General features: G+C 70.8%; 31 protein-coding genes. 18 read left to right on the top strand and 13 right to left on the bottom strand.

What is annotated here, in order from left to right; translation table 11 throughout:
• Positions 1-44 precede the first annotated feature (44 nt).
• From ETD86_RS19560 to ETD86_RS19515, 11 genes are all read left to right on the top strand, one after another.
• Complete coding sequence (locus ETD86_RS19560; RefSeq protein ID WP_138667595.1) at positions 45-806, top strand: DeoR/GlpR family DNA-binding transcription regulator; 762 nt, start codon at positions 45-47, stop codon at positions 804-806.
• On the top strand, positions 803-1,765 hold the full coding sequence (gene pfkB, locus ETD86_RS19555) for a 1-phosphofructokinase (protein WP_138667594.1): 963 nt from the start codon (positions 803-805) through the stop codon (positions 1,763-1,765). The genes ETD86_RS19560 and pfkB overlap by 4 nt, the downstream gene beginning before the upstream one ends.
• Before the next feature lie 51 nt (positions 1,766-1,816).
• Positions 1,817-2,917 (top strand): mannitol-specific PTS transporter subunit IIC, encoded by a 1,101-nt coding sequence (mtlA, locus tag ETD86_RS19550; RefSeq protein ID WP_211370163.1) that lies wholly within the window; start codon positions 1,817-1,819, stop codon positions 2,915-2,917.
• A gap of 3 nt (positions 2,918-2,920) precedes the next feature.
• Complete coding sequence (locus tag ETD86_RS57055; RefSeq protein WP_211370162.1) at positions 2,921-3,220, top strand: PTS lactose transporter subunit IIB; 300 nt, start codon at positions 2,921-2,923, stop codon at positions 3,218-3,220.
• Positions 3,213-3,662, top strand: coding sequence for a PTS mannitol transporter subunit IIA (locus ETD86_RS19545; RefSeq protein ID WP_138667593.1), 450 nt, complete (start codon positions 3,213-3,215; stop codon positions 3,660-3,662). Before ETD86_RS57055 ends, ETD86_RS19545 begins: the two co-directional genes overlap by 8 nt.
• Positions 3,663-3,777: 115 nt before the next feature.
• Positions 3,778-4,782: a zinc-binding dehydrogenase gene (locus tag ETD86_RS19540; protein ID WP_138667592.1), complete on the top strand. Its 1,005-nt coding sequence runs from the start codon at positions 3,778-3,780 to the stop codon at positions 4,780-4,782.
• Positions 4,783-4,794: 12 nt separating this feature from the next.
• Complete coding sequence (locus tag ETD86_RS19535; protein ID WP_138667591.1) at positions 4,795-5,076, top strand: HPr family phosphocarrier protein; 282 nt, start codon at positions 4,795-4,797, stop codon at positions 5,074-5,076.
• Positions 5,069-6,703, top strand: coding sequence for a phosphoenolpyruvate--protein phosphotransferase (ptsP, locus tag ETD86_RS19530; RefSeq protein WP_138667590.1), 1,635 nt, complete (start codon positions 5,069-5,071; stop codon positions 6,701-6,703). The genes ETD86_RS19535 and ptsP overlap by 8 nt, the downstream gene beginning before the upstream one ends.
• A gap of 371 nt (positions 6,704-7,074) precedes the next feature.
• Positions 7,075-7,389: a UBP-type zinc finger domain-containing protein gene (locus tag ETD86_RS19525; protein ID WP_246148012.1), complete on the top strand. Its 315-nt coding sequence runs from the start codon at positions 7,075-7,077 to the stop codon at positions 7,387-7,389.
• A gap of 19 nt (positions 7,390-7,408) precedes the next feature.
• Positions 7,409-8,410 (top strand): acyl-CoA desaturase, encoded by a 1,002-nt coding sequence (locus ETD86_RS19520; RefSeq protein ID WP_138667589.1) that lies wholly within the window; start codon positions 7,409-7,411, stop codon positions 8,408-8,410.
• A 199-nt stretch (positions 8,411-8,609) separates the two neighbouring features.
• Positions 8,610-9,347, top strand: a complete 738-nt coding sequence (locus ETD86_RS19515) for a GAF and ANTAR domain-containing protein (RefSeq protein ID WP_138667588.1) — start codon at positions 8,610-8,612, stop codon at positions 9,345-9,347.
• A 66-nt stretch (positions 9,348-9,413) separates the two neighbouring features.
• On the opposite strand, the gene ETD86_RS19510 is transcribed toward ETD86_RS19515, so the two are convergent.
• The 3 genes from ETD86_RS19510 to ETD86_RS55245 form a co-directional block, all read right to left on the bottom strand.
• Entirely contained in the window at positions 9,414-9,845 is a 432-nt protein-coding gene (locus ETD86_RS19510) for an ATP-binding protein (protein WP_138667587.1), read from the bottom strand.
• Positions 9,846-10,324: 479 nt separating this feature from the next.
• Positions 10,325-10,648 (bottom strand): STAS domain-containing protein, encoded by a 324-nt coding sequence (locus ETD86_RS19505; protein ID WP_138667586.1) that lies wholly within the window; start codon positions 10,646-10,648, stop codon positions 10,325-10,327.
• Positions 10,645-10,809 (bottom strand): hypothetical protein, encoded by a 165-nt coding sequence (locus ETD86_RS55245; protein ID WP_170223162.1) that lies wholly within the window; start codon positions 10,807-10,809, stop codon positions 10,645-10,647. Before ETD86_RS55245 ends, ETD86_RS19505 begins: the two co-directional genes overlap by 4 nt.
• Positions 10,810-11,670: 861 nt before the next feature.
• On the opposite strand from ETD86_RS55245, the gene ETD86_RS19500 reads away from it, so the two are divergent.
• Positions 11,671-11,991: an STAS domain-containing protein gene (locus tag ETD86_RS19500; protein ID WP_138667585.1), complete on the top strand. Its 321-nt coding sequence runs from the start codon at positions 11,671-11,673 to the stop codon at positions 11,989-11,991.
• Positions 11,992-12,048: 57 nt separating this feature from the next.
• Here ETD86_RS19500 and ETD86_RS58240 read toward each other — a convergent pair whose 3' ends face one another.
• From ETD86_RS58240 to ETD86_RS19470, 6 genes are all read right to left on the bottom strand, one after another.
• On the bottom strand, positions 12,049-12,186 hold the full coding sequence (locus tag ETD86_RS58240; RefSeq protein WP_246148011.1) for a hypothetical protein: 138 nt from the start codon (positions 12,184-12,186) through the stop codon (positions 12,049-12,051).
• Positions 12,187-12,444: 258 nt separating this feature from the next.
• Positions 12,445-12,651: a cold-shock protein gene (locus ETD86_RS19490; protein ID WP_138667583.1), complete on the bottom strand. Its 207-nt coding sequence runs from the start codon at positions 12,649-12,651 to the stop codon at positions 12,445-12,447.
• 395 nt (positions 12,652-13,046) lie between these two features.
• A complete protein-coding gene (locus ETD86_RS19485) occupies positions 13,047-14,447 on the bottom strand; it encodes a PP2C family protein-serine/threonine phosphatase (protein ID WP_138667582.1) in 1,401 nt (466 codons plus the stop codon).
• Positions 14,448-14,599: 152 nt separating this feature from the next.
• A complete protein-coding gene (locus ETD86_RS19480) occupies positions 14,600-14,839 on the bottom strand; it encodes a hypothetical protein (RefSeq protein WP_138667581.1) in 240 nt (79 codons plus the stop codon).
• A 175-nt stretch (positions 14,840-15,014) separates the two neighbouring features.
• The gene (locus ETD86_RS19475; protein WP_246148010.1) at positions 15,015-15,218 is read right to left on the bottom strand and encodes an aldo/keto reductase; all 204 of its coding nucleotides are present in this window, start codon (positions 15,216-15,218) and stop codon (positions 15,015-15,017) included.
• Positions 15,215-15,859, bottom strand: a complete 645-nt coding sequence (locus ETD86_RS19470) for an SDR family oxidoreductase (protein WP_138667580.1) — start codon at positions 15,857-15,859, stop codon at positions 15,215-15,217. The genes ETD86_RS19475 and ETD86_RS19470 overlap by 4 nt, the downstream gene beginning before the upstream one ends.
• 24 nt (positions 15,860-15,883) lie before the next feature.
• Here ETD86_RS19470 and ETD86_RS19465 point away from each other — a divergent pair, with 24 nt between their 5' ends.
• Entirely contained in the window at positions 15,884-16,573 is a 690-nt protein-coding gene (locus ETD86_RS19465) for an HAD family hydrolase (RefSeq protein ID WP_138667616.1), read from the top strand.
• 64 nt (positions 16,574-16,637) lie between these two features.
• Positions 16,638-18,062 carry an NADP-dependent phosphogluconate dehydrogenase gene (gene gndA, locus ETD86_RS19460; protein WP_138667579.1) on the top strand — a complete coding sequence of 475 codons (1,425 nt, stop codon included), beginning with the start codon at positions 16,638-16,640 and terminating at the stop codon, positions 18,060-18,062.
• Positions 18,063-18,102: 40 nt separating this feature from the next.
• On the opposite strand, the gene ETD86_RS19455 is transcribed toward gndA, so the two are convergent.
• The 3 genes from ETD86_RS19455 to ETD86_RS19445 all read right to left on the bottom strand — a co-directional run bounded on the left by ETD86_RS19455 (position 18,103) and on the right by ETD86_RS19445 (position 20,198).
• The gene (locus tag ETD86_RS19455; RefSeq protein ID WP_138667578.1) at positions 18,103-18,651 is read right to left on the bottom strand and encodes a DUF6529 family protein; all 549 of its coding nucleotides are present in this window, start codon (positions 18,649-18,651) and stop codon (positions 18,103-18,105) included.
• On the bottom strand, positions 18,651-19,322 hold the full coding sequence (locus ETD86_RS19450; protein ID WP_138667577.1) for a hypothetical protein: 672 nt from the start codon (positions 19,320-19,322) through the stop codon (positions 18,651-18,653). The genes ETD86_RS19455 and ETD86_RS19450 overlap by 1 nt, the downstream gene beginning before the upstream one ends.
• Positions 19,323-19,421: 99 nt before the next feature.
• Positions 19,422-20,198 carry a thioesterase family protein gene (locus ETD86_RS19445; protein WP_246148009.1) on the bottom strand — a complete coding sequence of 259 codons (777 nt, stop codon included), beginning with the start codon at positions 20,196-20,198 and terminating at the stop codon, positions 19,422-19,424.
• 229 nt (positions 20,199-20,427) lie between these two features.
• Between ETD86_RS19445 and ETD86_RS55240 the strand changes: the two genes are divergently transcribed.
• The 3 genes from ETD86_RS55240 to ETD86_RS19435 all read left to right on the top strand — a co-directional run bounded on the left by ETD86_RS55240 (position 20,428) and on the right by ETD86_RS19435 (position 22,256).
• Entirely contained in the window at positions 20,428-20,583 is a 156-nt protein-coding gene (locus ETD86_RS55240) for a hypothetical protein (protein ID WP_170223161.1), read from the top strand.
• A 66-nt stretch (positions 20,584-20,649) separates the two neighbouring features.
• Positions 20,650-21,081 carry a type II toxin-antitoxin system PemK/MazF family toxin gene (locus ETD86_RS19440; protein ID WP_138667576.1) on the top strand — a complete coding sequence of 144 codons (432 nt, stop codon included), beginning with the start codon at positions 20,650-20,652 and terminating at the stop codon, positions 21,079-21,081.
• Between the two features lie 191 nt (positions 21,082-21,272).
• The gene (locus tag ETD86_RS19435) at positions 21,273-22,256 is read left to right on the top strand and encodes a BtrH N-terminal domain-containing protein (protein ID WP_138667575.1); all 984 of its coding nucleotides are present in this window, start codon (positions 21,273-21,275) and stop codon (positions 22,254-22,256) included.
• A 38-nt stretch (positions 22,257-22,294) separates the two neighbouring features.
• On the opposite strand, the gene ETD86_RS19430 is transcribed toward ETD86_RS19435, so the two are convergent.
• A complete protein-coding gene (locus tag ETD86_RS19430; RefSeq protein WP_138667574.1) occupies positions 22,295-23,197 on the bottom strand; it encodes a hypothetical protein in 903 nt (300 codons plus the stop codon).
• Between the two features lie 227 nt (positions 23,198-23,424).
• Between ETD86_RS19430 and ETD86_RS19425 the strand changes: the two genes are divergently transcribed.
• Positions 23,425-24,034 (top strand): NAD(P)/FAD-dependent oxidoreductase (locus tag ETD86_RS19425; RefSeq protein WP_138667573.1); only part of this gene is annotated, 610 nt, incomplete at its 3' end.

Below are 24,034 nucleotides of genomic sequence, written 5' to 3'. Positions count from 1 at the left end.
TAAACACAGATGAAACCAACTCGAAACGGCGGTGAATCAACATCATGTACGCCGAGGAGCGGCAGCAGGAGATCCTGCGGAGAGCGCGTGCCACGGGCCGCGTCGACGTGGTGACGCTGGCCGCCGAGCTCGACGTGACCACCGAGACGATCCGCCGCGACCTGACCTCGCTGGAGCGGGCGGGCGTGCTGCGCCGCGTGCACGGCGGCGCGATCCCCGTGGAGCGGCTGGGGTTCGAGCCCGCGCTGGCCGCCCGCGACGAGGTGATGACGGCCGAGAAGGAGCGCATCGCCAAGGCGGCGCTGGCTGAGCTGCCCGAGGACGGATCGGTGATCATCGACGCGGGCACCACCACGGGCCGGCTGGTCCAGGTGTTGCCCGCCGACCGGGAGCTGACCGTCGTGGTGAACTCACCGCCCCTGGCCACGGTGCTGGCCGCCCGCCCCAACCTGCACGTGATCATGCTGGGCGGCCGGCTGCGCGGCAAGACGCTCGCCACGGTCGACGACTGGGCGTTGCGCCCGCTGGCCGACCTCAACGTGGACGTGGCGTTCATGGGCACCAACGGCTGCTCCCCCACCAGGGGCCTGACCACGCCGGACCCGGCCGAGGCGGCGATCAAGCGGGCCATGGTCAACGCCGCGCAGCGCAGCGTGTTGCTGGCCGACCACACGAAGTTCTCCAACACGTACCTGGCCACGTTCGCCGAGCTGAGCGAGATCGACGTGGTGATCAGCGACACCGGGCTCGACGTCGCACTGGCCGCCGAGGTGGCGGCGGCGGGGCCGGAGGTGATCAGGGCGTGATCCTCACCCTGACCCTCAACCCGAGCCTGGACCGCACCATCGCCATCGGCGCGCTGGACAGGGGCGCGGTCATCAGAGCCGCCGCCGCCCACCTCGACCCGGGCGGCAAGGGTGTGAACGTCTCGCGTGCGCTGCTCGCCAACGCCGTCGCGAGCAGGGCGGTGGTCCCGTTCGGCGGGGACGAGGGCAGGCAGCTCGTGCGCCTGCTCGCCGCCGAAGGGCTCGACATGGTCACCGTCCCGGTGATCGGCCCTACCAGGTCGAACGTCACGCTGGCCGAGCCCGACGGCACCATCACCAAGATCAACGAACCCGGCACGGCCCTGTCGCCCGGGGAGCTGGACACGATCGCCGAGGCGGTGCTGGCCGCCGCCCACGAGGCGGACTGGGTGGTCGCCTCCGGCAGCCTGCCGCCCGAGGTGCCCGCCGACGTCTATGCCCGGCTGTGCCGCAGGTTCGCCGGAGCGGGCATCCTCGTCGCCGTCGACACCAGCGGACCGGCGCTGGCCTGCGCGCTCGGCGCGGCCCCCGCCCTGGTCAAGCCGAACGCCGAGGAGCTGGCCGCGGCCACCGGCATGCCCATCCGCCGCCTGGGCGACGTGGTGGAGGCCGCGGGCAAGCTGCGGGCCGCGGGCGCGCGCACGGTGCTGGCCAGCCTCGGCGCGGACGGCGCGGTGCTCGTCGAGGACACCGGCATCTGGTACGGCGAGGCGCCGGTGACCGAGCCGCGCAGCTCCGTCGGCGCGGGAGACGCCATGCTCGCCGGCTTCCTCGCCGGCGGCGGGCATGGCCCGGACGCCCTCGCGCAGGCGCTGGCCTGGGGCGCCGCCGCCGTACGCCTGCCCGGCAGCCGCATGCCCGGCCCTGCCGACATCGACCCGGGCTGCGTGGCCGTCGGCCCGCCCGACCCGGCTCGCCTGCTCTCCTCCACCCCGCCCGCACCCGCTCCGCTCCCGTAGTCCCGGCGACAACGGCTGAACCACTGCTCAACCCCCCGAAGGAGCAAGCCCATGGCCGACACTTACACACCCCCGGTCACCGGAACCGGCGTCAAGGCCACCATCCAGCGCATCGGCGGCCATCTGGCCGGCATGATCATGCCGAACATCGGCGCGTTCATCGCCTGGGGCCTGATCACGGCGCTGTTCATCCCGACCGGCTGGCTGCCGAACGAGACGCTCGCGAAGATGGTCGGCCCCATCATCTCGACCCTGCTGCCGGTCCTCATCGCCTACACCGGCGGCCGGATGGTGCACGGGCAGCGCGGCGCGGTCGTCGGCGCGGTGGCGGTGATGGGCGTCGTGGTGGGCACCGAGGCCCCGATGTTCCTCGGCGCCATGATCATCGGCCCACTCACCGCCTTGATCCTGAAATATGTGGACAAGTTCACGGAGGCGCGGACCAAGGCCGGGTTCGAGATGCTGGTGGACAACTTCTCCGCCGGCATCGTGGGCGGCGCGATGGCCGTCGTCGGATTCCTCGGCATCGGCCCCATCGTGCAGGCGGTCACCACGGCAGCGGGCAACGCCGTCGAGTGGCTGATCACCAACAACCTGCTGCCGGTGGCGTCGGTGCTCATCGAGCCCGCCAAGGTGCTGTTCCTGAACAACGCCATCAACCACGGCGTGCTGAGCCCGCTCGGCGTCGCGCAGGCGGCCGAGCAGGGCAAGTCGATCCTGTTCATGCTCGAGTCGAACCCCGGCCCGGGGCTGGGGCTGCTGCTGGCGTACCTGCTGTTCGGGCCGCGCGAGCTGCGGCCGAGCGCCCCCGCCGCGATGATCATCCACTTCTTCGGCGGCATCCACGAGATCTACTTCCCGTACGTGCTCATGAAGCCGCGCCTCATCGCGGCCGTCATCGCGGGCGGCGCGGCCGGGGTGTTCACGTTCATGGTCACCGGGGCCGGCCTGGTCGCCACCCCGTCGCCCGGCAGCATCTTCGCCTACCTGGCGGTCACGCCGAAGGGTGGCTGGCTGGGCTCCAGCCTCGGGATCCTCGTGGCCACGGGCGTGTCGTTCGCCGTCGCCGCGCTGCTGCTCGGCTTCGGCAGGGGCGAGAAGGCCGCCGATGAGGAAGTTTCCAGTACCGAACCCGCCACCAAGGAGGCGTAAGCCATGGACGCCAAGGACATTCGCAAGATCATCGTCGCTTGCGACGCCGGGATGGGCAGCAGCGTGATGCTCGCCTCCCAGCTGCGCAAGCAGCTCAAGGACAGCGGCGTCACCGTGGAGCACACGCCGGTCAACTCCATCCCGGACGACGCCGACGTGGTGCTGTGCCACGCCGGGCTGGCCGCCCGTGCCAGGGCCGCCGCTCCGGGGAAGGTGCTGGTGCCGTTCCAGATCTTCCTCGGCGACCCGGCCGTGACCAGGCTGGTGAACACCATCAAGAACGGCGGCACCGTCGATGCGTGACGACCTGCTCGACCCGCGGGCGGTGCTGCTGCACGAGAGCGCCCCCGACCGCGAGGCGGCCATCCGGCTCTGCGGGCGGGTGCTGGCCGAGGTGGGGGCGGTCGGGGAGCCGTACATCGAGGCGATGCTCGAACGCGAGCGGTCCATCTCCACGTACGTCGGCGAGGGCGTGGCCATCCCGCATGGGACGAACGCCTCCAAGGAGGACATCGCGCGCGACGCGATCTGCGTGGTGCGTTTCCCCGGCGGCGTGGACTGGGACGGGGAGCAGGTCACACTGTGCGTCGGCATCGCCGCCAGGGAGGGCGGGCACGTGCCGCTGCTGGCGGCGCTGGCCGAGATCCTGCTCGACCCCGACCGCGCCAAGGCGCTCCGCGAGGCCACCGAGGTCTCGCAGGTCGTCAGCTGCCTCCACCCGGAAGGAGAAGGCTTGCTCTCGTGACTTCCGGCTGGGCGCCCGGACGACCGTGGCGTCCGGGCGATGGACAGCATCGCCTATCGCCACTCCGCAGGCCTTCTCCGTCCTGAAGGACAGAGTCTCTCAGCAAAGGATCACCATGAAAGTCGCCAGATTCCACGCCCCGGGCGACATCAGGATCGAGGACGCGCCCGAGCCCGTCGCCGGGCCCGGCGAGCTGAAGATCCGGATACGCAACTGCTCGACCTGCGGCACCGACGCCAAGATCTACAGGTTCGGGCACCACCACATCAGGCCGCCGCGGGTGATGGGCCACGAGATCGCCGGCGAGGTCGTGGACACGGGCGCCCGCGTGCAGGTGATCGCCGCGATCCCGTGCGGCGCGTGCGCCGAGTGCCGGCGCGGCCGGCAGACGGTCTGCCCCCATCAGGAGTCGATGGGCTACCACTACGACGGCGGCTTCGCCGAGTACATGATCGTCCCGGCGAAGGTCCTGGCCGTCAACGGCGTCAACGCCATCCCGTCCGGCGTCGGGTACGCGGAGGCCTCCGTCGCCGAGCCCCTGGCCTGCGTGCTCAACGGGCAGGAGCTGGCGGGCGTCGGCGTGGGCGACGACGTGGTGGTCATGGGCGCCGGCCCGATCGGCTGCCTGCACGTACGCCTCGCGCGGGCGCGCGGCGCGGCCCGCGTGTTCCTCGTGGACGTCAACGCGCAGCGCCTGTCGATGGCCGCCGAGCTGGTACGCCCGGACGCGGCCATCGACGCCGACCCCGTCGAGCAGGTGCTCAAGCTGACCGGCGGACGGGGCGCCGACGTGGTGATCACTGCGGCGGCGTCGGGGGCGGCGCAGGAGCAGGCGGTGCGGATGGCCGCCCGGCAGGGCCGGATCAGCTTCTTCGGCGGTCTGCCCAAGGACGACCCGATCATCGAGCTGGACTCCAACCTGGTGCACTACCGCGAGCTGACGATCGTCGGCGCGAACGGCTCCAGCCCCGCCCACAACGCCTCGGCGCTGCGGCTGGTGGCCGAGGGGTCCGTCGTGGTGTCCGACCTGATCACTCACCGGCTGCCGCTGCCCCAGGTGCTCGACGGGATCGACCTCGTCAGCCGGGGCGCGGCCATCAAGGTCACCATCGAACCGTAGGGAGACGCTCAGATGGCACATCGAACGGTCGCCGTGGCCTCGGCCAGCGGCCTGCACGCCCGGCCCGCCAAGCTGTTCGTCCAGGAGGCGGTGCGGCTCGGGGTGCCGGTGACGGTGCGGCTCGGCGAGAAGGCCGTGCCGGCCAAGAGCATGCTGGGGGTGTTGTCGCTGGGGGCCGTCCAGGGGACGGAGGTGACGCTGGAAGCGGACGGGCCGGGGGCCGAGGAGGCGCTGGACGCGCTGGTGTCGCTGCTCTCGCGCGACCTGGACGCGGAGGAGGCCCTCGATGCCTGACACCCCGCCCGGCACCCGTCCTGACCACGGCCCCTGGACGGGTGCCGCCGGGCGGCTCACCGGGCTCGGCGTCAGTCAGGGGCGGGTGGCGGGCCCGGTGGTCCGGATGGCCGGTCCGCCGCGGTTGCCCGCCCCCCGCGCGGTCGCCGACCCCGGCGCCGAGGCGGCCACGGTCGTCAAGGCGCTCGGGGAACTGGCCGCCGACCTCGCCCGGCGGGCCACAAGCGCGCAGGGCGAGGCCGCCGAGATCCTCGAGGCACTCGCCATGATCGCCGACGACCCCTTGTTGCGCGAGGAGGCCGAAGGGAAGGCGACGGGCGGCCTCGACGCCGCCCACGCCCTGGACGCGGCCTTCGCCCACCACCGGGACGCCCTCGCCGCGCTGGGCGGCTACCTGGCCGAGCGGGCCGCCGACCTGGACGACCTCAAGCACCGTGCGGTGGCGTTCGCCCTCGGCCTGCCCATGCCGGGACTCCCCTCGCCCGGCCACCCGTACGTGCTGGTGGCCGAGGACCTCTCCCCCGCCGACACCGCCGGCCTGGGCGACGACGTGCTGGCGCTGATCACCGAGCGGGGCGGGCCGACGAGCCACACCGCGATCCTGGCCCGCGGCCGGGGCCTGCCCGCGGTGGTGGCCTGCCCGGAGATCGCCGGCGTCCCTGACGGGACCATCGTGGGAGTGGACGGCACGACCGGCGAGATCGCCGTCGGCCTCTCCGCCGAGGAAGCGGCCGAGGTCAGGGAGCGCGACCGCGCCGAGAAGGCCCGGCTTGCGGCGAGCCACGGCCCCGGCAGAACCGCCGACGGCCACCCCGTGAAACTGCTTCTCAACATCGGCTCGGCCGCCGACCTGCGCCCGGGGGCGGAGGGCGTCGGGTTGTTCCGCACGGAGTTCCTGTTCCTGGACCGCACGCAGGCGCCCTCGTTCGAGGAGCAGGTCGCGGCGTACACCGAGGTGTTCAGGCAGGCCGAGACGGTCATCGTCCGCACGCTGGACGCCGGGACCGACAAGCCCCTGCCCTTCCTGGGCCTGCCGGAGGAGACGAACCCGGCGCTCGGCGTCCGCGGCCTGCGCGTCGACCGCCTGCTGCCCGAGGTGCTGGAGACCCAGCTGGACGCCATCGCCGAGGCGGCCAGGGCCACCGGCGCGCAGGCGTGGGTGATGGCCCCCATGGTCACCACCATGGGCGAGGCGTCCGGCTTCGCCCGCCGCGCCCGTGCCAAGGGCGTCACCCGGGTCGGGGTGATGGTGGAGGTGCCGGCCGCGGCGCTGCGGGCCAGACGGCTGCTGCAGGAGCTGGACTTCCTCAGTATCGGCACCAACGACCTGGCCCAGTACACCTTCGCCGCCGACCGCCAGCACTCCGCCCTGGCCGACCTGCTCGACCCGCGCCAGCCCGCCCTCCTGGAGCTGATCGCGATGTGCGCGGAGGCGGGCCGGGAGGCGGGCAAGCCGGTCGGCGTGTGCGGCGAGGCGGCCGGCGACCCGCTGCTCGCTCCCTTGCTGGTGGGGCTCGGCGTGACGAGCCTGTCCATGGCCCCGGTGTGCGTCCCCGCGGTCCGGGAGGCCCTGGCGGGCCTCACCCTGGCGGAGTGCCGCGAACGCGCCCGCGTGGCCCTCGACTAGTTCGAACGCCCGCTCCCCCGGAGAGCCGGACGACGACCGGGCGACGGGGCGAAAAAGCACGAGCCGGCGGCGGACGGTCGCGGCCGTACCGTCGCCAACCCGTCAGAACCTGCGTGAGGTCCAGCGGCGCCACGACGTCACGATCCATCAAGTCCTGAAGCACGACGGGTGCGGGGGTGCACGCGTTTTCGACCCCCCGAGCGGACGCCGCGGAGGGGGATCTCGCGCCTGCCGCTGACGGGCTTCACACCTTGCTATCGCGATTGGTGATGGGTCTTGCTGGGATTGGGCGTTTCCGCCGGCCCGCCGAGCACATTGACTGGTAAGCGATCAGCCGGCGTACCTTGCGTCGCTGTCACCGTGAGGGCCTCGTGATCACCCTGAACGCAGAAGAGACGAAGGCAACCGCACGTACCGGCCCCAACGGTCAGGCGCCGCGATGCGATCACATCCACCGGCTGCCGGCGTCGGAACCCGGGAAACGCGAATGCCAGGCGTGTCTGACCGCCGACCGGACCTGGACGCGGCTGGTGGTCTGCCTGACCTGCGGGTGGGTGGCCTGTTCCGACGAATCTCCGGGCGGCCACGCGAAGGCTCACTACGAGGAAACCGACCACCCGGTGGTCGGCGCCCTGGATCCGGGCTCGACCTGGCGCTGGTGCTACGTGCACCGCCGAACTGTATGAGCGAGACGAAAGAGCTTTGATGACTATCTCCGAACAACCAGTAAAACGCCGTCAGGACTACGACGGCACGTCCCCGTTCCCCGGGGCGGAAGAACACGCACCGGCCGGCCGGGCCGTGGTGGCGCTGACGGCGTCGATCGTGATCCTGCCGTTCATCGCGCTTGGCGCTGTGATCGTCCTGGCGTGGGGGCAGGGAATCGCACTCACCGATCTGCTCTTGGCGGCGGTCCTCTATGGGGTGACGGGGCTCGGCGTGACGGTCGGGTTCCACCGGCTGCTCACCCACGGCTCCTTCACCGCCCGGCCGTGGCTGCGCGTTGCCCTGGCCATCGCGGGGTCGATGAGCTTCCAAGGCAACCTCATCGGCTGGGTAGCCGTCCACCGCCGCCATCACGCCTTCACCGACCAGCCAGGCGATCCGCACTCTCCCTACCGGTACGGCACCGGCCTGCGCGGGCAGCTTCGGGGGCTTGCCCACGCCCACCTGGGATGGTTGTTCACCGACGACCGGACGCCGGCCGAGCGCTACGCCCCGGACCTGCTGGCCGAGCCGGCCATGGTCCGGGTGACGCGCGCCTTCCCCGCATTGTGCGCGCTGTCGCTGGCGCTGCCGTTCTTCGCCGGCTGGGCGATCACCGGCACCCTGTACGGTGGCCTGACGGCTTTCCTGTGGGCCGGGTTGATCCGCGTCGCGCTGCTCCAGCACGTCACCTGGAGCGTCAACTCCCTGTGCCACGTCATCGGCAGCAGGCCCTTCAAGACCCGCCGCCACGACCGCTCCACCAACCTGTGGCCCCTGGCCCTGCTGTCCTTCGGCGAGAGCTGGCACAACGGTCACCACAGCGATCCCACCTGCGCCCGCCACGGCCTCGAGCGCGGCCAGCTCGACCCGGCCGGCGGTGTGATCCGCCTGTTCGAACGGCTGGGCTGGGCGAGCGACGTGCACTGGCCCGACGCCGGCCGCCTCCAACGCCGCCGGACCGACCTGCGGTCACCAGCCTCCGCACCCGGCGCGGACTGACCCATGGCCTTGCCCCCGCGCCATCAGGCCGACCGTCCCCGCCGATCCGCCTCCCTCGCGGGCGCCCGTTCCCGTCACGAGTACGCCGCGGCGGCCCCGCCGGTGCCGGCGGACCGTGACCCCTACGCTGCGCCTTCTCGCGACGAGACGACCCGGCACGGGTCCACTCGGCGCGCCCGGGCGGCGTAGGGTGCCGGCGATGGAGACCCCTCTGCCTCGAGGCCCGGAACGCCAGGTGGCCCAGGCGTTCATCGCGATGGCGGACACTTTGGTGACCGGCTTCGACATCATCGACTTCATGCACGCCCTGGCAGAGCGGTGCGTCAGACTGCTGGGTGTGGACGCCGCCGGCGTGCTGATGACCGATCCGGCGGGCCGGCTGCAGCTGATGGGGGCTTCCAGCGAGCAGAGCCAGGTGCTGGAGTTGTTCCAGAGCCACGAGGGCCCGTGCCTGGACTGCTTCGCCTCCGGGCAAGCGGTGCACTGCGCCGATCTGGCGGCAGGCGGCGCGGACCGAGCGTGGCCGCGCTTCGCCCGGCAGGCCCGTCTGGCCGGCTACGGCGCGGTCAGCGCGCTGCCGATGCGGCTGCGCAGCCAGACGATCGGCGCGATGAACCTGTTCCGGTCGGCCCCCGGCGAGCTGGACACCGGAACCGCGGCGCTGGCCCAGGCTCTGGCCGACATCGCCACGATCGGGCTGCTGCAGGAACGCACCATCCGTGAGGCACAGATCCTGACCGAGCAGTTACAGCACGCGCTGAACAGCCGAGTGATCATCGAGCAGGCCAAAGGCATGGTCAGCGAGCGGCACGCCCTGCCCATGGACCAGGCGTTCAACGTGTTACGCCGGCATGCCCGCCACCACAATCTGAAGCTGACCGACCTCGCGCATGCCATCGTGACCCGTACCACGGAGCTCGACCTGGAACGCATCTGACAGCGACGGCACCACCGCCTCGGTCGTTCACCGGCAACCGCCGGCCCCGTGAACGCCAGGAGTCGCCTACGAGGCGATCTTCGCGATCCGGAGCACGGTCCCCTTCTCGCCCGTCTCGACGCTGACCTTGTCGCTGAGCTGAGCGATCAGCCACAACCCGCGGCCACCGACCCCCTCATGTCCCGGCATCCGGGATCGATCCAGGCATCGCGCCGGGATGCCAGGGCCGTCGTCACTGATCTCACAGCACAACAGGCCGCCGGCTCTCCAAAGCCGCACCCGGCCGTATCCGCCGCCATGACGGACCGCGTTGGCCATGCCTTCGTACACCGCCAGCACGAAGTCGTGACAACCCCCGCCCGTCAATCCCTGGCGCCTGGCCTCAGCGGCCACATCCCGCCGCACCACGGCGGCATCACCCGGACCGAAACCCCACATCATGACCGGCCGGCTGCGGATCTCGCCGTCCGCCCCGCCGGCCGGCTCGCCGCCGGCCACGTCACACCAGCAGGTCACCGGTGACGAAGCGCAGGCCAGGCCGAGGGATCCGGCGCACCAGGATTGGCCGCATCTTGGTCTCCACCCGTGTCCGCGCCGGCCCGGCGCCCGAGCGAGAAGGTCTCGGCACCTCCGCACGCCAGATGGCACGGCCTCCGTTCACGGCCATGGTGACCGCGTGGGACGTCATCGCCGTCGCGTCGGCGGGGAAGGAAACACCACGAAAGAGAAGGAATCTGCAGGCCTTGGACATCACGGTCCTCATCGTTTCGCCGCGAGCGTTCGCGGAGGAGATGGCGACCGCCGGGGTCCGGAGCAGCCTGGATATCTCTCTACCAGTGCCCCCAAACTACCTCGAAACCCGTGTCTATCCACCTGAATCCCCTACCGCGCGGCCACACTGGCGGAACCATCCGGCCACCTCCGCATGATGCGCGGTGGGACGGTCAGGCCTCCTGCCGAGCTTGGTGGGCGTCGGCTCACGCCACCATCGGCAGGCAGCGGTCCAGGCCGCTGATGTGCAGCAACCGGGACAGGAACGGACGCGGGGCGGCCAAGGCGACCCTGATGCCCAGAACCCGGGCGCGGCGCTGGACCCCGATCATGACGGCAAGCCCGGCGGCGTCACAGAACGACACCTCCGAGAGGTCGAGGATGAGCAGGCTGGTGCTGTAGTGCAGCGTGCCGAGCAGTTGCCGGCGCAATGCCTCGCTGGTGAAGATGTCGATCTCGCCGGACAGGCGAACAACGGTGGGAGCCGAAGGCCCCATCACGCCTAGAGGCGATGTGTCGATGACGGTCATGAGAAGTCTCCGATCGGAAAAGCCGGATGTGGAATGACGCGGCCGCCAGCGGTGCCTGGCGGAATCACCAGCAAGACGATCGGCTCGGCACGGGCGAAGCTCAACGTCACCACGCGGGGATCGGCCTGGCTGAGCGAGCCGACCCGCACTTGGCGCTCCATCCACGGTCACATGCCGGTTCAGGACGGGACTCAGCGAGAGCCGGAGTGCCGAATCGATGGCGGGAAGCCCGGACGCGACATGGCTCAGCGACTGGAGAGAGGAAAGAAGTGTCGGCGTCATTACAGCCTGACTCGCCCGGCCTGAAAGGCCGGCTATCTTCTATCGCCGCGGGCGACGCCGACCTGGTGCCAACGCACGAAATGTCCTCGGTATTTTTAGTTTACCCGCCGGTTCTGGAATTCGCCAATTCCCGAAGTGAATCGCCGCGGCCACTACCGGAAACCCGATGGCCGAAAACCTGACGACCGCCCCCGAACCACTCCGCCCGCCCCCAGGACGTCGGCCAGGCGTGTGACGGGAGAGCGGTCGATCAAGTCCGCAGGCTCGATCGCCTCGTGGGCCGGCCGGATGGCGGGGCCGGAGAGGCCGTCGTTGATCTCCCAACCGGCGCCTCACGACCACCACACAACGGCTGCGCGCAGCTCATTGTGTGGTTTTGCGGAAAGCACTCCGGCGAAATAGCGCTGAAATTGGCGAATTTCCGAACATGGCTCTCGGATATGAGGTATACTCAGAATACCGAGGACCTTTCGTGCGTTGACATTCAGGTCGGCGTCGCCCGCGGCGATCCATGGTTTTGGGCCCTTCGCAGGGCCTGGACAGGCACAGATGACGCCAACCGTCCCCACTCGCCTCTCGCCGCTGAATCACAGGTCCATTTCCCCGTCGACCAGCTCGCGGGTACGAGCGAGACCACGTGCAGCCTGCCGGCTGGATCGAGCGGTACCGCCTTCCAACGCGGCGGACCGATCTCCGGCCGGCAGGCGTCTCATTCCTCATTGCTCCGATGGGAGACCTGCATGACCATCGACACCCGCCCGCCCGGCGGGACGGGGGCATCGGCCCCCACGACGATTCACCTCAGCGGCGAGATCAACCTCTTCACCAGTGCGGCGCTCCGCCGGCAGCTCCTGAACGAGTTGGACCACAGCAGCAGCCTGCTCATCCTCGACTTGTCACAGGTGACCTTCTGCGATGCCGGCGGACTGGCCGTGCTGATCGGCATCCAGCGCCGCGCTCGCGCGCAAGGCATCACCCTGGCGCTGACGGCGCCCCGCCCGTACATGTCTCGGCTCCTGCGTCTCACCGGCCTGGACCGGAGTCTGCGGGTGGCGGCTTGACCGCCACCGCGCAGGGGCGCTCGGAGCGTCCCACTCCCGCGACGAGCGCGGTCACCGTCACAGCTTGACGAGCTTGACGTACGGCGCGTTGATGCGACGCGTCTCCGCACCGAAATCTACGAGAACGGCGACGTTCTGCTCGACTGCGATGACCCGGCCGAGGCCGTATTTGTCGTGGCTGACCTGGTCTCGCACGGTGAACTGCTCAATAGGCGGCGCTGGAGGGGGCTCGGCAACGTAGAAGGGACTACTTGGCAGGCTTCGCCGGGCCGCGGCGTGAGGTCTCATTAGTGTCAGTATGCGCCCTACCGGCCAATAAATCGACCGCTCGAAGAAACTGCGGACGGGCATGCGGTCCAGCTGCCCCGGCCTTCGCTCGAATGCAGGTGCCGAGGACGGCATGGGTCGAGGGCCCGCAGCGCTGCGGGCCCCCGATCCAGGACTTCTGCCAGGTCAGGCGGCGACGATGTTCTCCGCCTGCAGGCCCTTCTGGCCTTGGACGACGTCGAAGGCCACCTTCTGGCCCTCGTGCAGCTCGCGGTAGCCGCCGTTGGCGACGATGTTGGAGTAGTGCGCGAAGACGTCGGCGCCGCCGTCGTCCTGCGCGATGAAGCCGAAGCCCTTTTCGGCGTTGAACCACTTCACGGTTCCGGATGCCATGTCGATCTCCTCGAGATGTGTGCAGGAACGCAATTCGCACTGCGCGAATTGCCGTGTCGCCGCGATGAGCCCATCCGGAGATGACCGGAAAACAAAAACGCGCCCGAAGATCATCGTCTGTCAGGCGCGCACAAAGTCTTTATGGGTACCACAACTACAACTACTATCAGTCTAGCACACGTCTCCGGTCCACCGCACAGGGTTAGTCGTGCTGGTTCATCACCCCTGCTGACAGGGCTCTCTGATCAGTCGTCTCCCTGCTGGACATTCGAGGATCAGGTCCGGTGTTCCGATGCCGTCGACCCCGTCGACGGGATCGGGCGGGCGCCCCACCCGCGTCGGCACGGAACGCGACGTCAGCCCCCGAAGAAGACCCATGACAACAGGTCGGCTCGTCAGCCTGGGTGACGACGGTTGGCAGGCCCTGGGCCGGGTTCTCGGTCATCGGGTCGCCGCTGGACGTACGGCACGAAGTCGTGGCTCGTCCCGACGACGCCTGCCCGCCCGCGGCGCCCGTGGGGAGGTGGGGGGGTTTCGTGTTCGCCGTCCGGCAGCTGGACGGCCAGCAGCGCGATGTCGTCCTCGTTGGCCGTGTTGACGGTCGCGATCAGTTCATCGCAGATCGTCTGCACATCCGCGCCGGCCAGCGCGCCGGCCTGCCTGCGCAGTCTGGTCATGCCCCGGTCCAGCGGCTCGGTGCGGCGTTCGATCAGCCCGTCGGTGTAGAACAGAACCGTCGAGCGGGGCTCCAGCGCCTCGACCGCGTCGGCGCGGGACAGAGCGGGATCGATGCCGAGCAGCGGCGCACGCCCCGCTTCCAGGAACCGGGTGCCACCATCATGGGTGATCAGCAGGGGTGCGGGGTGACCGGCGTTGGCCCAGCGCAACCGCCAAGGGCCGGTCGGCGGGCCTTCCACATGGGCCAGCACCATGGTGGTCAGGAAGCTTGCCCCCAGCCCATCAAGCACCGAGTCCAGGCGGGACAGCACCTGGCTCGGCTCCTCACGCCCGTCGAAGGCCAGGGCCCGGAGCATGTTGCGGACCTCGCTCATCTGGGTCGCGGCGGTGATGTCGTGGCCCTCGACGTCGCCGATCACGAGGGCGGGAGCACCGTTGGAGAGCCGGAACGCGTCGTACCAGTCGCCGCCCACCTGTGAGGATTCGCGGGCGGGTAGGTAGCCGGCCGCCAGACGAAGCGGGCTGATATCGGGAAGCCCCGGCAGGAGGGAGTGCTGGAGCCGGGACGCCATTTCGTGCTGAAGACCGTACAAGCGGGTGTTGTCGACGGCGAGGGCGGCGCAATGGGCCAGATCCTGCACGAAAGGCAGGTCCGCGGCGGTCAGGGGGGCTTCTGGTCCGAGGCGAGCCAGGGTCAGCGCGCCGAGCGCGTTGCCGCGGACCCGCAGCGGGGCCACGATCGCGGAGTCGGCGGCCAGCAGACGACGCAGTCGCAGGCGAACCTCCCCCCATTCGCCCTCGGCCGGTCCCGCCAGGGCAGCGGGGATCAGCAGCGGACCCGAGGTGCGCAGGACCCGCAGGAAAAGGCTCTCCGTCTCCGGAGGCAGCGGCCCGACCTGGCCGGGCAGGTCGGCGAACCGCGCTTGCGTGCCGCTCACCGCCACGCTCACCCGCCGGATGGTCTCCCCCTCGACCAGATCGACGGCGCACCAGTCAGCCAGCCTGGGCACGAGGATCCTGGACAGCCTCCGCAGCGCGGTGTCGGCGTCCAGGCTGCTGGTCATGGCCGTGGACACTTCAGAAAGCACACCCAGATATTCCTGGACGTCCAGCCCCATCACCGCTTCCCGTCCCGCGCACCCACCACGATCCTTTCACGCCTCTACGCGGGTGGCGCACGGGTGCGCCGGCGAGCATGGCCACAGACCTGGCCCGCCGCCCCCGGAGCTTGCGGGCCCTCAGGGCGGCGGTCGCGCCGGAAGTGTCCCGGTCAGGTGGCCGGTTCGGGGTTGTACGCCCTGAGCTGGAGCTGGTCGTTCGCCACGTCGACCGTGACCCTGCCGCCCACCTCTCTGGCCGAGGCGCTCAGCAGCTTGCCCACGTCCACCCGTTGCACGCTGGGCTGGGTCGGCGGCCAGCTCTCCATCCCGCCGAACACCCGGCCGGTGAGCTCCTCGAACCCTCTGAACGGGTCTCCCCCGAAAAACGACCTGAACGGCATGTCCGCCATCGGACGCCCCCTTATACGCTCCAGGGAACACCTAGCCGCCCATGCCGCCAGCGATAGTCAGCAATCGGCAAGCATCCGGTCAGGGGCCGGCTCTCCAGGTGCTCCATGATGCGCGGCCCGATGATGGCCGAGGTCACCGCCCGATGCCTGATCGTGAACGCGATCGACAATTCGATCAGCCCACTGGGGCCTCGACGATCTGGTGGGCCGGGGTGGTGGAGCTGCCGACGTAGCGGACCTTGCCCTGGCGGACGAGGCCGGTGAGCGCGCCGAGGGTCTCCTCGATGTCAGGGGCGGAGTCGGGGTCGGGGTCGGACCGGTGGCCTGGCTGACGTCGATCCCGTCCGTGCCGAGGCGGCGCGGGCTGTCGCGGCGTCATTCTCGCCCAGCGAGGCTGCGGATGGGCGTCTCGCCGGAGACCAGCTCCAGAGTCCGGCCGGCGGTGCCGGGACTGTTGAGGAGCGCGACGATGACCTCGGCCACGTCGTCGCGGGGCACCGGTCCCGGCGGCACCTCGGGGGCCAGCAGGACCAGGCCCGTGCCGGGCTCGTCGGTGAGGCGGCCGGGGCGGAGGATCGTCCAGGCCAGGCCGTCGCGGCGGCGCAGGTCCTCCTCGGCGGCGGTCTTGGCGTCGATGTACGCGGCCCACACCTCGTCCCGGTCCGGCGCCGGCGGCTTGCCCGCGCCCATGGACGAGATCTGGATGAACCGCCCCACCCCTGCCCGCTCCGCGGCGTCGGCGAGCAGCACGGACGCGGCGCGATCCACGGTGTCCTTGCGTGCCGCGCCGCTGCCGGGTCCCGCGCCCGCGGCGAACACCACGGCGTCCGCCCCGCGCACGATCTCCGCCACCTCGTCGACGCTCGCCTTCTCCAGGTCGCAGACCACGGCCTCGGCCCCGGTGGCCTCGACGTCGGCGACGTGGGCCGGGTTGCGCACCAGGCCCACCGCACCCGATCTCAGGCGCTCCGCCAGGCGCAGCGCGATCTTCCCGTGTCCGCCCGCGATGATGATCCGCATGGCTCTCATGGTGTCATGGACCATATGAGTGACTTCCCGCAGGCTCCGACGCCGGCCTTCCTCTTCGACCTCGACGGGACCCTGATCGACAGCGTCTACCAGCACGTCATCGCCTGGCGGCAGGCTCTTTCGAGCATGGGGATCGACCTGTCGGTGTGGCGGATCCACCGGCGCATCGGCATGAGCGGCGGACTGTTCGTCAGCGCGTTGTTGCGGGAGACCGGGCTGAAGCTGTCGCGGGAGCAGATCGAGCAGCTGCAGACCACGCACATGGAGGCGTACGAGCAGCAGGTCCACTCCGTCAAGCCGCTGCCCGGCGCGGCCGAGCTGCTGTCCGAGCTCACCGTGCGCGGCGTGCCGTGGGCGATCGCGACCAGCGGGTACGCCCGCACGGCCCGCCTGGCGCTCGGCATGCTCGGGCTGCCGGAGGACACCCCGATGGTCACCCGCGACCTGGTGCGCCGGGCCAAGCCGGACCCCGACCTGTTCCTCGCGGGTGCGGCCCTGGTGCGCGTGGATCCCGCGCATGCCATGGTGGTGGGCGACAGCGTCTGGGACCTGCTCGCCGCTCGCCGGGCCGGCGCGCTCGGCATCGGGCTGCTGTCCGGAGGGTATGGGAGGGACGAGCTGGAACGCGCCGGGGCCTTCAGGGTGTACGCCGATCCGGCGGACATGCTGGCCAGGCTCGACGAACTCGGCGTGCGGTTCGACTGAGACGGAATATCCCCCCGAACTCCGGGGCTGGATCATGCGTATTCCCCATAGAGGAGCTTTGAGAATGGACTTGGCAGACATCGGCGTCACCGGCCTGGCCACCATGGGGCGCAACCTGGCACGCAACCTCGCCCGGCACGGGTACGCGGTGGCCGTGCACAACCGGACGTACGGCCGTACCCAGCAGCTGGTCAAGGAGTTCGGCGGGGAGGGCACGTTCGTGCCGTCCGAGGACCTCGCCGCCTTCGTCGCCTCGCTGAAGCGGCCGCGGCGGGCGATCATCATGGTCAAGGCGGGTGCGGGCACCGACGCGGTGATCGACCAGCTCGCCGACCTCATGGAGCCCGGCGACATGATCGTCGACGGCGGCAACGCGCACTTCGACGACACCCGGCGGCGCGAGGCCGCGCTGCGCGAACGCGGCATCCACTTCGTCGGCACCGGCATCTCCGGCGGCGAGGAGGGCGCGCTCAACGGGCCGAGCATCATGCCCGGCGGCTCGAAGGAGTCCTGGGAGGCGCTCGGGCCGATCCTGCAGGACATCGCGGCCAAGGTGGAAGGGGTGCCGTGCTCGGTGCACGTCGGCCCGGACGGCGCCGGGCACTTCGTGAAGATGGTGCACAACGGCATCGAGTACTCGGACATGCAGCTCATCGCCGAGTCCTACGACCTGCTGCGCCAGGCCCTGGGCGCGACGCCGGCCGAGCTGGCCGAGGTGTTCAGGGAGTGGAACCGCGGCGACCTGGACTCCTACCTGATCGAGATCACCGCCGAGGTGCTCGACCAGGTGGACGCGGAGACCGGCAAGCCGTTCGTGGACATCGTGGTGGACCAGGCCGAGCAGAAGGGCACCGGCCGCTGGACCGTGCAGAGCGCGCTCGACCTGGGGGTTCCCGTGACGGGGATCGCGGAGGCGACGTTCGCGCGGGCGCTGTCCGGCCATCCGGAGCAGCGGGCCGCCGCGGCGGCCCTGCGGGGGCCGAAGTTGTCCGGTGTCGGCGGCCGGGAGCTGATCGAGGACGTGCGGCAGGCGCTGTACGCGTCCAAGATCGTCGCGTACGCGCAGGGCTTCGACCAGATGGCGGCAGCGTCCAAGGAGTACGGCTGGGATCTGGACCTGGGCGCCATGGCCACCATCTGGCGGGGCGGGTGCATCATCAGGGCGAAGTTCCTGGACCGGATCCGGGCCGCGTACGACGCCGACCCGAGCCTGCCGACGCTGCTGGCCGACCCGACCTTCGCGGCGGTCCTGGACACGGCGCAGGAGGCGTGGCGGCGGGTGGTTACGACGGCGGTGCAGATCGGCGTGCCCACGCCGGGGTTCTCCTCGGCGCTGGCGTACTACGACGGGCTGCGGCGCGACCGGCTGCCGGCGGCGCTGGTGCAGGGCCTGCGTGACTACTTCGGCGCCCACACCTACCACCGGGTGGACAAGGAGGGCGCCTTCCACACCGACTGGTCGGGCGACCGCGCGGAACACTCCGCCTAGCTCATCGTGCGGCCCGCTCCGGCGGAGCGGGCCGCACTGTTCAGAACTTCACGCCGAAGGTCGTGAGGAACCAGAGCGACGAGGTCAGCCAGAGGACGACCAGCGCGGTGAAGGCCAGCCCGCCGAGGACGGCGAAGGCCCAGGAGGGAATACCCCGCCGCGGCAGCGCCAGCATCTTGGTGGTGAAGATCCCGTAGAAGAAGCAGCCCACGATGGAGTGGATCATCACTCGCGGGCTGTCGTAGCGCGAGCCCAGGGCGTACAGGCAGTGGAAGGCGACCGGCAGCGTCAGCAGGAACGCCAGCCGGCCCGACCAGCGGTGCAGGACGTCGATCCGGGGCATGTTCAGCGGGATCCGGCCCCACATCACCAGTGCGGAGAAGATCTGGATCAGGGCGAGGACGAGCGCCCCCGTGGTCATCCAGGCCTTCATCGGCATCGGGCCGGAGAAGCCGGCGATGCTGACGGCGTGTCCGGTGGGCTGGTGCATCCCGCCGTAGACGCCGATGGTGACCGCGACGAGCGCGCCCCAGGCGAGCGGGAGGAGCAGCAGGAGGCTGCTCGGCCGGATGGCCTGCGTGCTGTCCATCAGAGGGCTCCGATGAATTCGTCGACGTCCTGGGGATCGATCCTCTTGCCTTTGATCACCGTGGGCTCTCCCGGCTCGGGGACCTCCGCGGTGATCAGGTTGCCGTCCAGGGTCACCGCGCCGACCCTCCTCCCGTCGGGCAGGTAGATCCACCCGGCCACCAGTTTCGCGCCCCTGACCAGCGCGGTCGCCCGGTAGAGGCCGGACGGTCTGCGCACTGTCGGCGCGGTGAACTCCCAGCGCTGCGCGCCGATCTGCACCTCGCCGGTGACCTTGAAGCCGGCGACCTCCGCGACCACGCCGGCGCCGCCGAAGCCTTCCAGCAGGAGCTCTCCGTCAGAAGCGGTGCCCTGGAACCAGGCTTCGGTCTTGCCGTCGCAGAAGTAGGCGATCGCCTTGTCGCCGCGGACGGAGATCGCGAAGAGCCCGCGACTGCCTTGAACCCTTCCCGCGTAGTCGGCCTTGGCCGCGGGTATCTCGCTCGGCTCCTCAGCCGGCGCCTGTGGTGCGGGGGTTCGCCCTCCCGCCGCGGGGTCCTCCCTCGTGGCTGCTGTGGTCGTGCCGTCGGCGACAGGCCGTGGTGCGGGCGCCATGGCGATGCTGAGCACTGCCAAGGCAACCGTGGTCACCATGCCCATCAGGAGCGTGAGTATGGGGGCGGACCGCGTCATGCTCTCCTGCCTTGGATCATCTTGTGCCTCTGCCTGTGCGTACGCGGGAAAGGCGGCGGCGGTTCAGTGATCCAGCGGCGGAGTTCGGTGGTGGGAGGGTCAGCGGCCGCCGAGGCCGACGGCGTTCGCCACCGCCGTCACCGTGCAGAAGCCGATCGGCCCCTCGGTGTCGTGCAGGGTGACCTGGCCGGTCGCGACGCCGGATCCGCTCAGGTGACCGGTGGCCTCGAGCCCGATGAGCTCGCCCGCCGGGAGCCGGGCGAGCGTCAGCGTGTAGTCCGCGTTGATGAACCCCAGCCGCCCCTCCGCGCCCATGTTGCTGAGCGGGCTGGCGAAGTCGGCGGCCAGCGCCACGCGGACGAGCGGCGTCACCGGCTCGTCCGTCACCAGCGGGTGCGTCTCCCGCACCCACACCCGCCCGGGCCCGGATGTTCCGCGGCCGGTCGTCCACCACAGGTCGAACGGCGGCCGCCAGCCCTCCCCCTGGACCGGCGGGCCGTCGGGCGCGGGCTCGTCCCACACGGGCGTGACGAGGGTCTGCCCGCCGGCGGGCTGCTCGCCCTCCCGCAGCAGCACGGCACTGGCCCGGCCGATCACGCCCTGGTCGGTGGAGATGATCGCGTCGGCGACCCTGATCCGGCGCCCGTCCCTGACCAGGGTGGTCTCCACCGTGACGGGCAGCAGCGGGCTGTTGCGGAACAGGTCGACGGTCAGCCGGGCGACGTGCAGGCCGGGCTGGGCGTACCGCTCCTCGAGGGCGCGGGCGGCGAGCCCGCCCAGCAGGCGGCCGTGGAGCATGTCAGGCGACCAGGGGCCGCGCGCGTGCGGCGCGGGCACGAGCTCGCCCCGCTTGGGCGTGAAGAACGCTGACGACACAGAATCAGATTCTAGAGGAGAGCAGCCTCCATAACTGCGGCATGGATCCAGCCCCACCCATAAGACCGGCTGAGGCGTGCTGCTGCGGCCACAGGGCCCGCCTCGCTCATGGCGCGGATGTGCTTGGGCTGGCGCTCCAGGTATCGCTCACATGTTCTATCCGGCAGGAGTCGAGCGCTGTAGCCTATCGATCACTCAATGCGACGGCCTTGAGTGGAAAGGAAAGGTCATGCAGGCGTACTCGGTCACCGCCGACCCGGACGGGCTACTCCCATTGCGCGCCCGGCAGGCACGGTCGGAGTTCGCCACCGGCGGCCACTATGCCGCGTTGCAGGCCCCCGAGCTGCTGGTGGACGACATCAGGACGTTCTTCTCCGCCCTCTAGTCGGCGAGCGGCTTCACCGGATTTCGACCGCTGGATTTCGCCGGGCCGCCGCCGTAAGCTCCCCCAATGCGCGATCTAGGTGAGGACCCCCGGCCCGCCCGGGGTGCGGTACGCGAGATCCACGTGCTCAACGGCCCCGCCACCCTGGCTTACTCCCCCGACCTCGACGGCCTGGCCGATCCTGGGGAGATCGTCTGGGCGTGGGTGCCGTACGAGGAGGACCCGTCCCGGGGCAAGGACCGGCCCCTGCTGGTCGTGGGCCGTACCGGGCGGAGGCTGCTGGGCATGATGTTGTCGAGCAAGGGCGACGACGGGCCCGAGTGGCTGCCGGTCGGCGCGTGGGGGCGGGACGGCCGGGTCTCCTACGTTCGGCTGGACCGGGTGTTCGTGCTGGACGAGGACGACATCAGGCGGGAGGGCGCGGTGCTCGACGCCGACCGCTTCGCCCGGGTCGCGGCCCGGCTCATGAAGGCGCACGGCTGGGGCGCCGGCCGGTAGCCAGGGCGTGAAGGCTCCCCCTGGAGTGCGGGCTCCGGCTGGGAGCCGGCACGCGCCGAGCCGACCCCCGGCAGGGGGATCACGCGGCTGGACTCTCCCCCTGTGGGAGGCCTCATGCTGCTCCTGACGATCCTGGTAGCTGGTGGCTGCGTACACGCTGATCGCCCGGTTGCCGAGGAGGAGAGGGACGTATGACGATCGTGAAGGACATCGAGGCTCGCGGCATGCACCACTGCGAGACGACGGCGCTGGGGGTGCTGTTGCGGCATGAGGGTCTTGACCTGTCCGAGCCCATGCTGTTCGGGCTGGGCTCGGGTCTGTCCTTCATCTATTGGGACAGCAAGAGCATGGCGTTCCCCTTCCTCGGAGGCCGCGTCAAGCCTTTCGACCTCACCAGGAACCTGACTGCCAGGCTGGGGCTGACCTTGCTGGTCGAGGAGACCACGTCACCGCGCAAGGCGTGGGAGAACGTGGCCACCCCTATCGATGCCGGTCGGCCGGTCGGCCTTCAACTCGACTGCCATCACCTGGAGTACTTCCGGTCCAAGGTGCACTTCGGCGGCCATGTCGTCGCCATGTACGGCTATGACGAACACGACGTCTACCTGGTGGACACCGACCAGCAGGGAGGAGCGGTGCGCACCAGCAGGGTCAGCTTGGCCATGGCGCGGGCCGAACGCGGCCCGATGACCGCCAGGAACCGATCCTTCACCATCACCCTGCCGGAGCACTCACCGTGCTGGCAGGACCAGATCATCCCCGCCATCAGGGACTGCGCCGACGCCTTTCTCGCCGCTCCCATCGCGAATCTGGGCCACCGCGGCATCGAGAAGGCCGCCGAACAGGTGCCGAAATGGCTGCTGCGCACCGGCGACCCGCAGCAAGACCTACCGCAGGCCGCCCTCCTCATGGAGAGAGCGGGCACCGGCGGCGCCTTGTTCCGTGCCCTCTATCGCGACTTCCTCGGCGAATGCGTCCAGTTGATCGACGACAGCGACCTCCGCGCCGGCCACACGCTGTACGCCGAGGCCGCGACCCTGTGGACGGACGTGGCCAGCTTGATCACGAAGGCTGGGGAGAGCGGCGACGTGGGGCACCTCGAGCAGGCCAGCGTCATTCTCCACGATCTTTCGCGCATCGAGAGGAATGCCATGCAGGTGCTGCGTCAGTTGTAGCTCTACCAGGATCGCCATCGTGGCCCCGCCGCGCTTGATCACGACACCGGGACGATCAGGGCCTGGGCGCGGCCGGCGGGGAAGGCCCAGACATGCTTGCCCGCCGCGATCATCAGCGCGAGTGGCGGCCACAGACCGAGCTTGACCACGCGCAGCGCGGCGCCGGCGGCCGGGGCCAGCGCGAACAGGTCACGTCCGCCGCCCGCCAGGACCCCGTTCGCACAGACGAGGAACGGCACCGGCCCGTCCGGCGCTGCCACGAGCCGTCTCGGCTCGCCCGACCAGGCCGAGACGCGCAGCAGCCCGTCCCGCACACTGATCCACAAGGAGCCGGCGCACACGGTCATGGCGCCGCGCTCGCGCCGCCCCAGGTCGATTTCCCTGGGGCCGCCCCGCAGCAGGGTGTCCCTCGTCGAGGTCCACCACAGCCGCTCCCCCTCCACGGCGCACATGTCCAGGCCGGGTAACTCCACCGGCTCGGCTAATCGGCCCGGCCCGGTCAGCCTGCGTGCCTGGTCGCCTGCGACGGCCCAGATCTCTCCGCCGCCGGCGCGCACCCGGCCGTCGAAGCGCGCGCTGGCCTGCGGCGTGCCGTCGGGGTCGAGCCAATACACCCGGCCCGCTGCGGTCCCGACCAGCGTCCCCTGCAGCGAGCCCTCGGATGCGGGCGTGCCCGCGAACGTCCTGGGCACCATCACGGTCTCCGGCAACGTACCCGGCACCCCTGCCGTACCCGTCACCGTCCCCGGCACCGCCGCCAGGCACCGCAACTCCGGCGTGCGTGACCTGCTCTCATCGCCGGCCACCGACCGGGGCAGCGGCGTACCGGACGTCGTGTAGGCATGCACTCCGTCGGTCCCCGCGCACCACACGGTGGTCCCGTCAGACGCGGCGGCCCGGACGGGACAGGGCAGGTCGATCTTCGTGACGGAGAGGTCCATGTGCTGCCTTTTCCCCAGACCGCCGCCTCCCCTCACCTGCCGTGGCGCCAAACGGGGAGGTGGCTGGGACGCCATAGGCGGACGGTGACACGCCTTGCCGCCACAGGCCGAAGAATGTCGTTCACGGGCGGAAACCAGCGCTTCCTCAGGAGAACGAGGGCGCGCGGGCGGCAAGGGGGCGGCCCCGGCCATCGGCCCAGGTCACCCGGGCTGCGATCATTGAGCTCATGCGTGTTGTGGTGATCGGAAGCGGCATCGTCGGAGCCGGCGCGGCCTACTACCTGACCGGCCGGGGCGCGGACGTGACGGTGGTGGACGGCGGGTACCAGGGCGAGGCGACGCAGGCGGGGGCGGGCATCGTGTGCCCGTGGGTGGACCATCCCGAGGACGACGACTGGTACCGGCTCACCCGCGAGGGCGCCCGTCACTACCCGGACCTGGTGGAGACGCTGGGCGAGGACATCGGCTACGCCAAGGTGGGCGCGCTGCTGGTGGCGGAGGACCCGGCGGACCTGGAGCCGGTGCGCGCCCTGCTGCATCGCCGATATCCCGACGCGCCGGAGATGGGCGACATCACCGACGTGGCGGCCCCGGCCGAGCTGTTCCCGCCGCTGTCGGACACGCTCAGCGCGCTCCTGGTGCCGGGCGCGGCCCGCGTGGACGGCTGTTCCGTACGTGACGCGCTGCTCAACGCCGCCGTCGCCCGGGGCGCCGAGGTACGCACGGGCGCCGCGCGGCTCACCCCGGAGGGCGAGGTGCTCGTGCACGCGCTGGTCGGCGCGGCCCCGGGCGAGCGTCCGGTGGCCCCGCTCCAGCCCCTGTCTCGTAGACACAGCC

It is taken from the genome of Nonomuraea turkmeniaca (assembly GCF_005889735.1).
Classification (GTDB): domain Bacteria; phylum Actinomycetota; class Actinomycetes; order Streptosporangiales; family Streptosporangiaceae; genus Nonomuraea; species Nonomuraea turkmeniaca.
The sequence above is the reverse complement of the archived record's forward strand: the minus strand, read 5'-3'. Positions and strand labels throughout refer to the sequence as shown.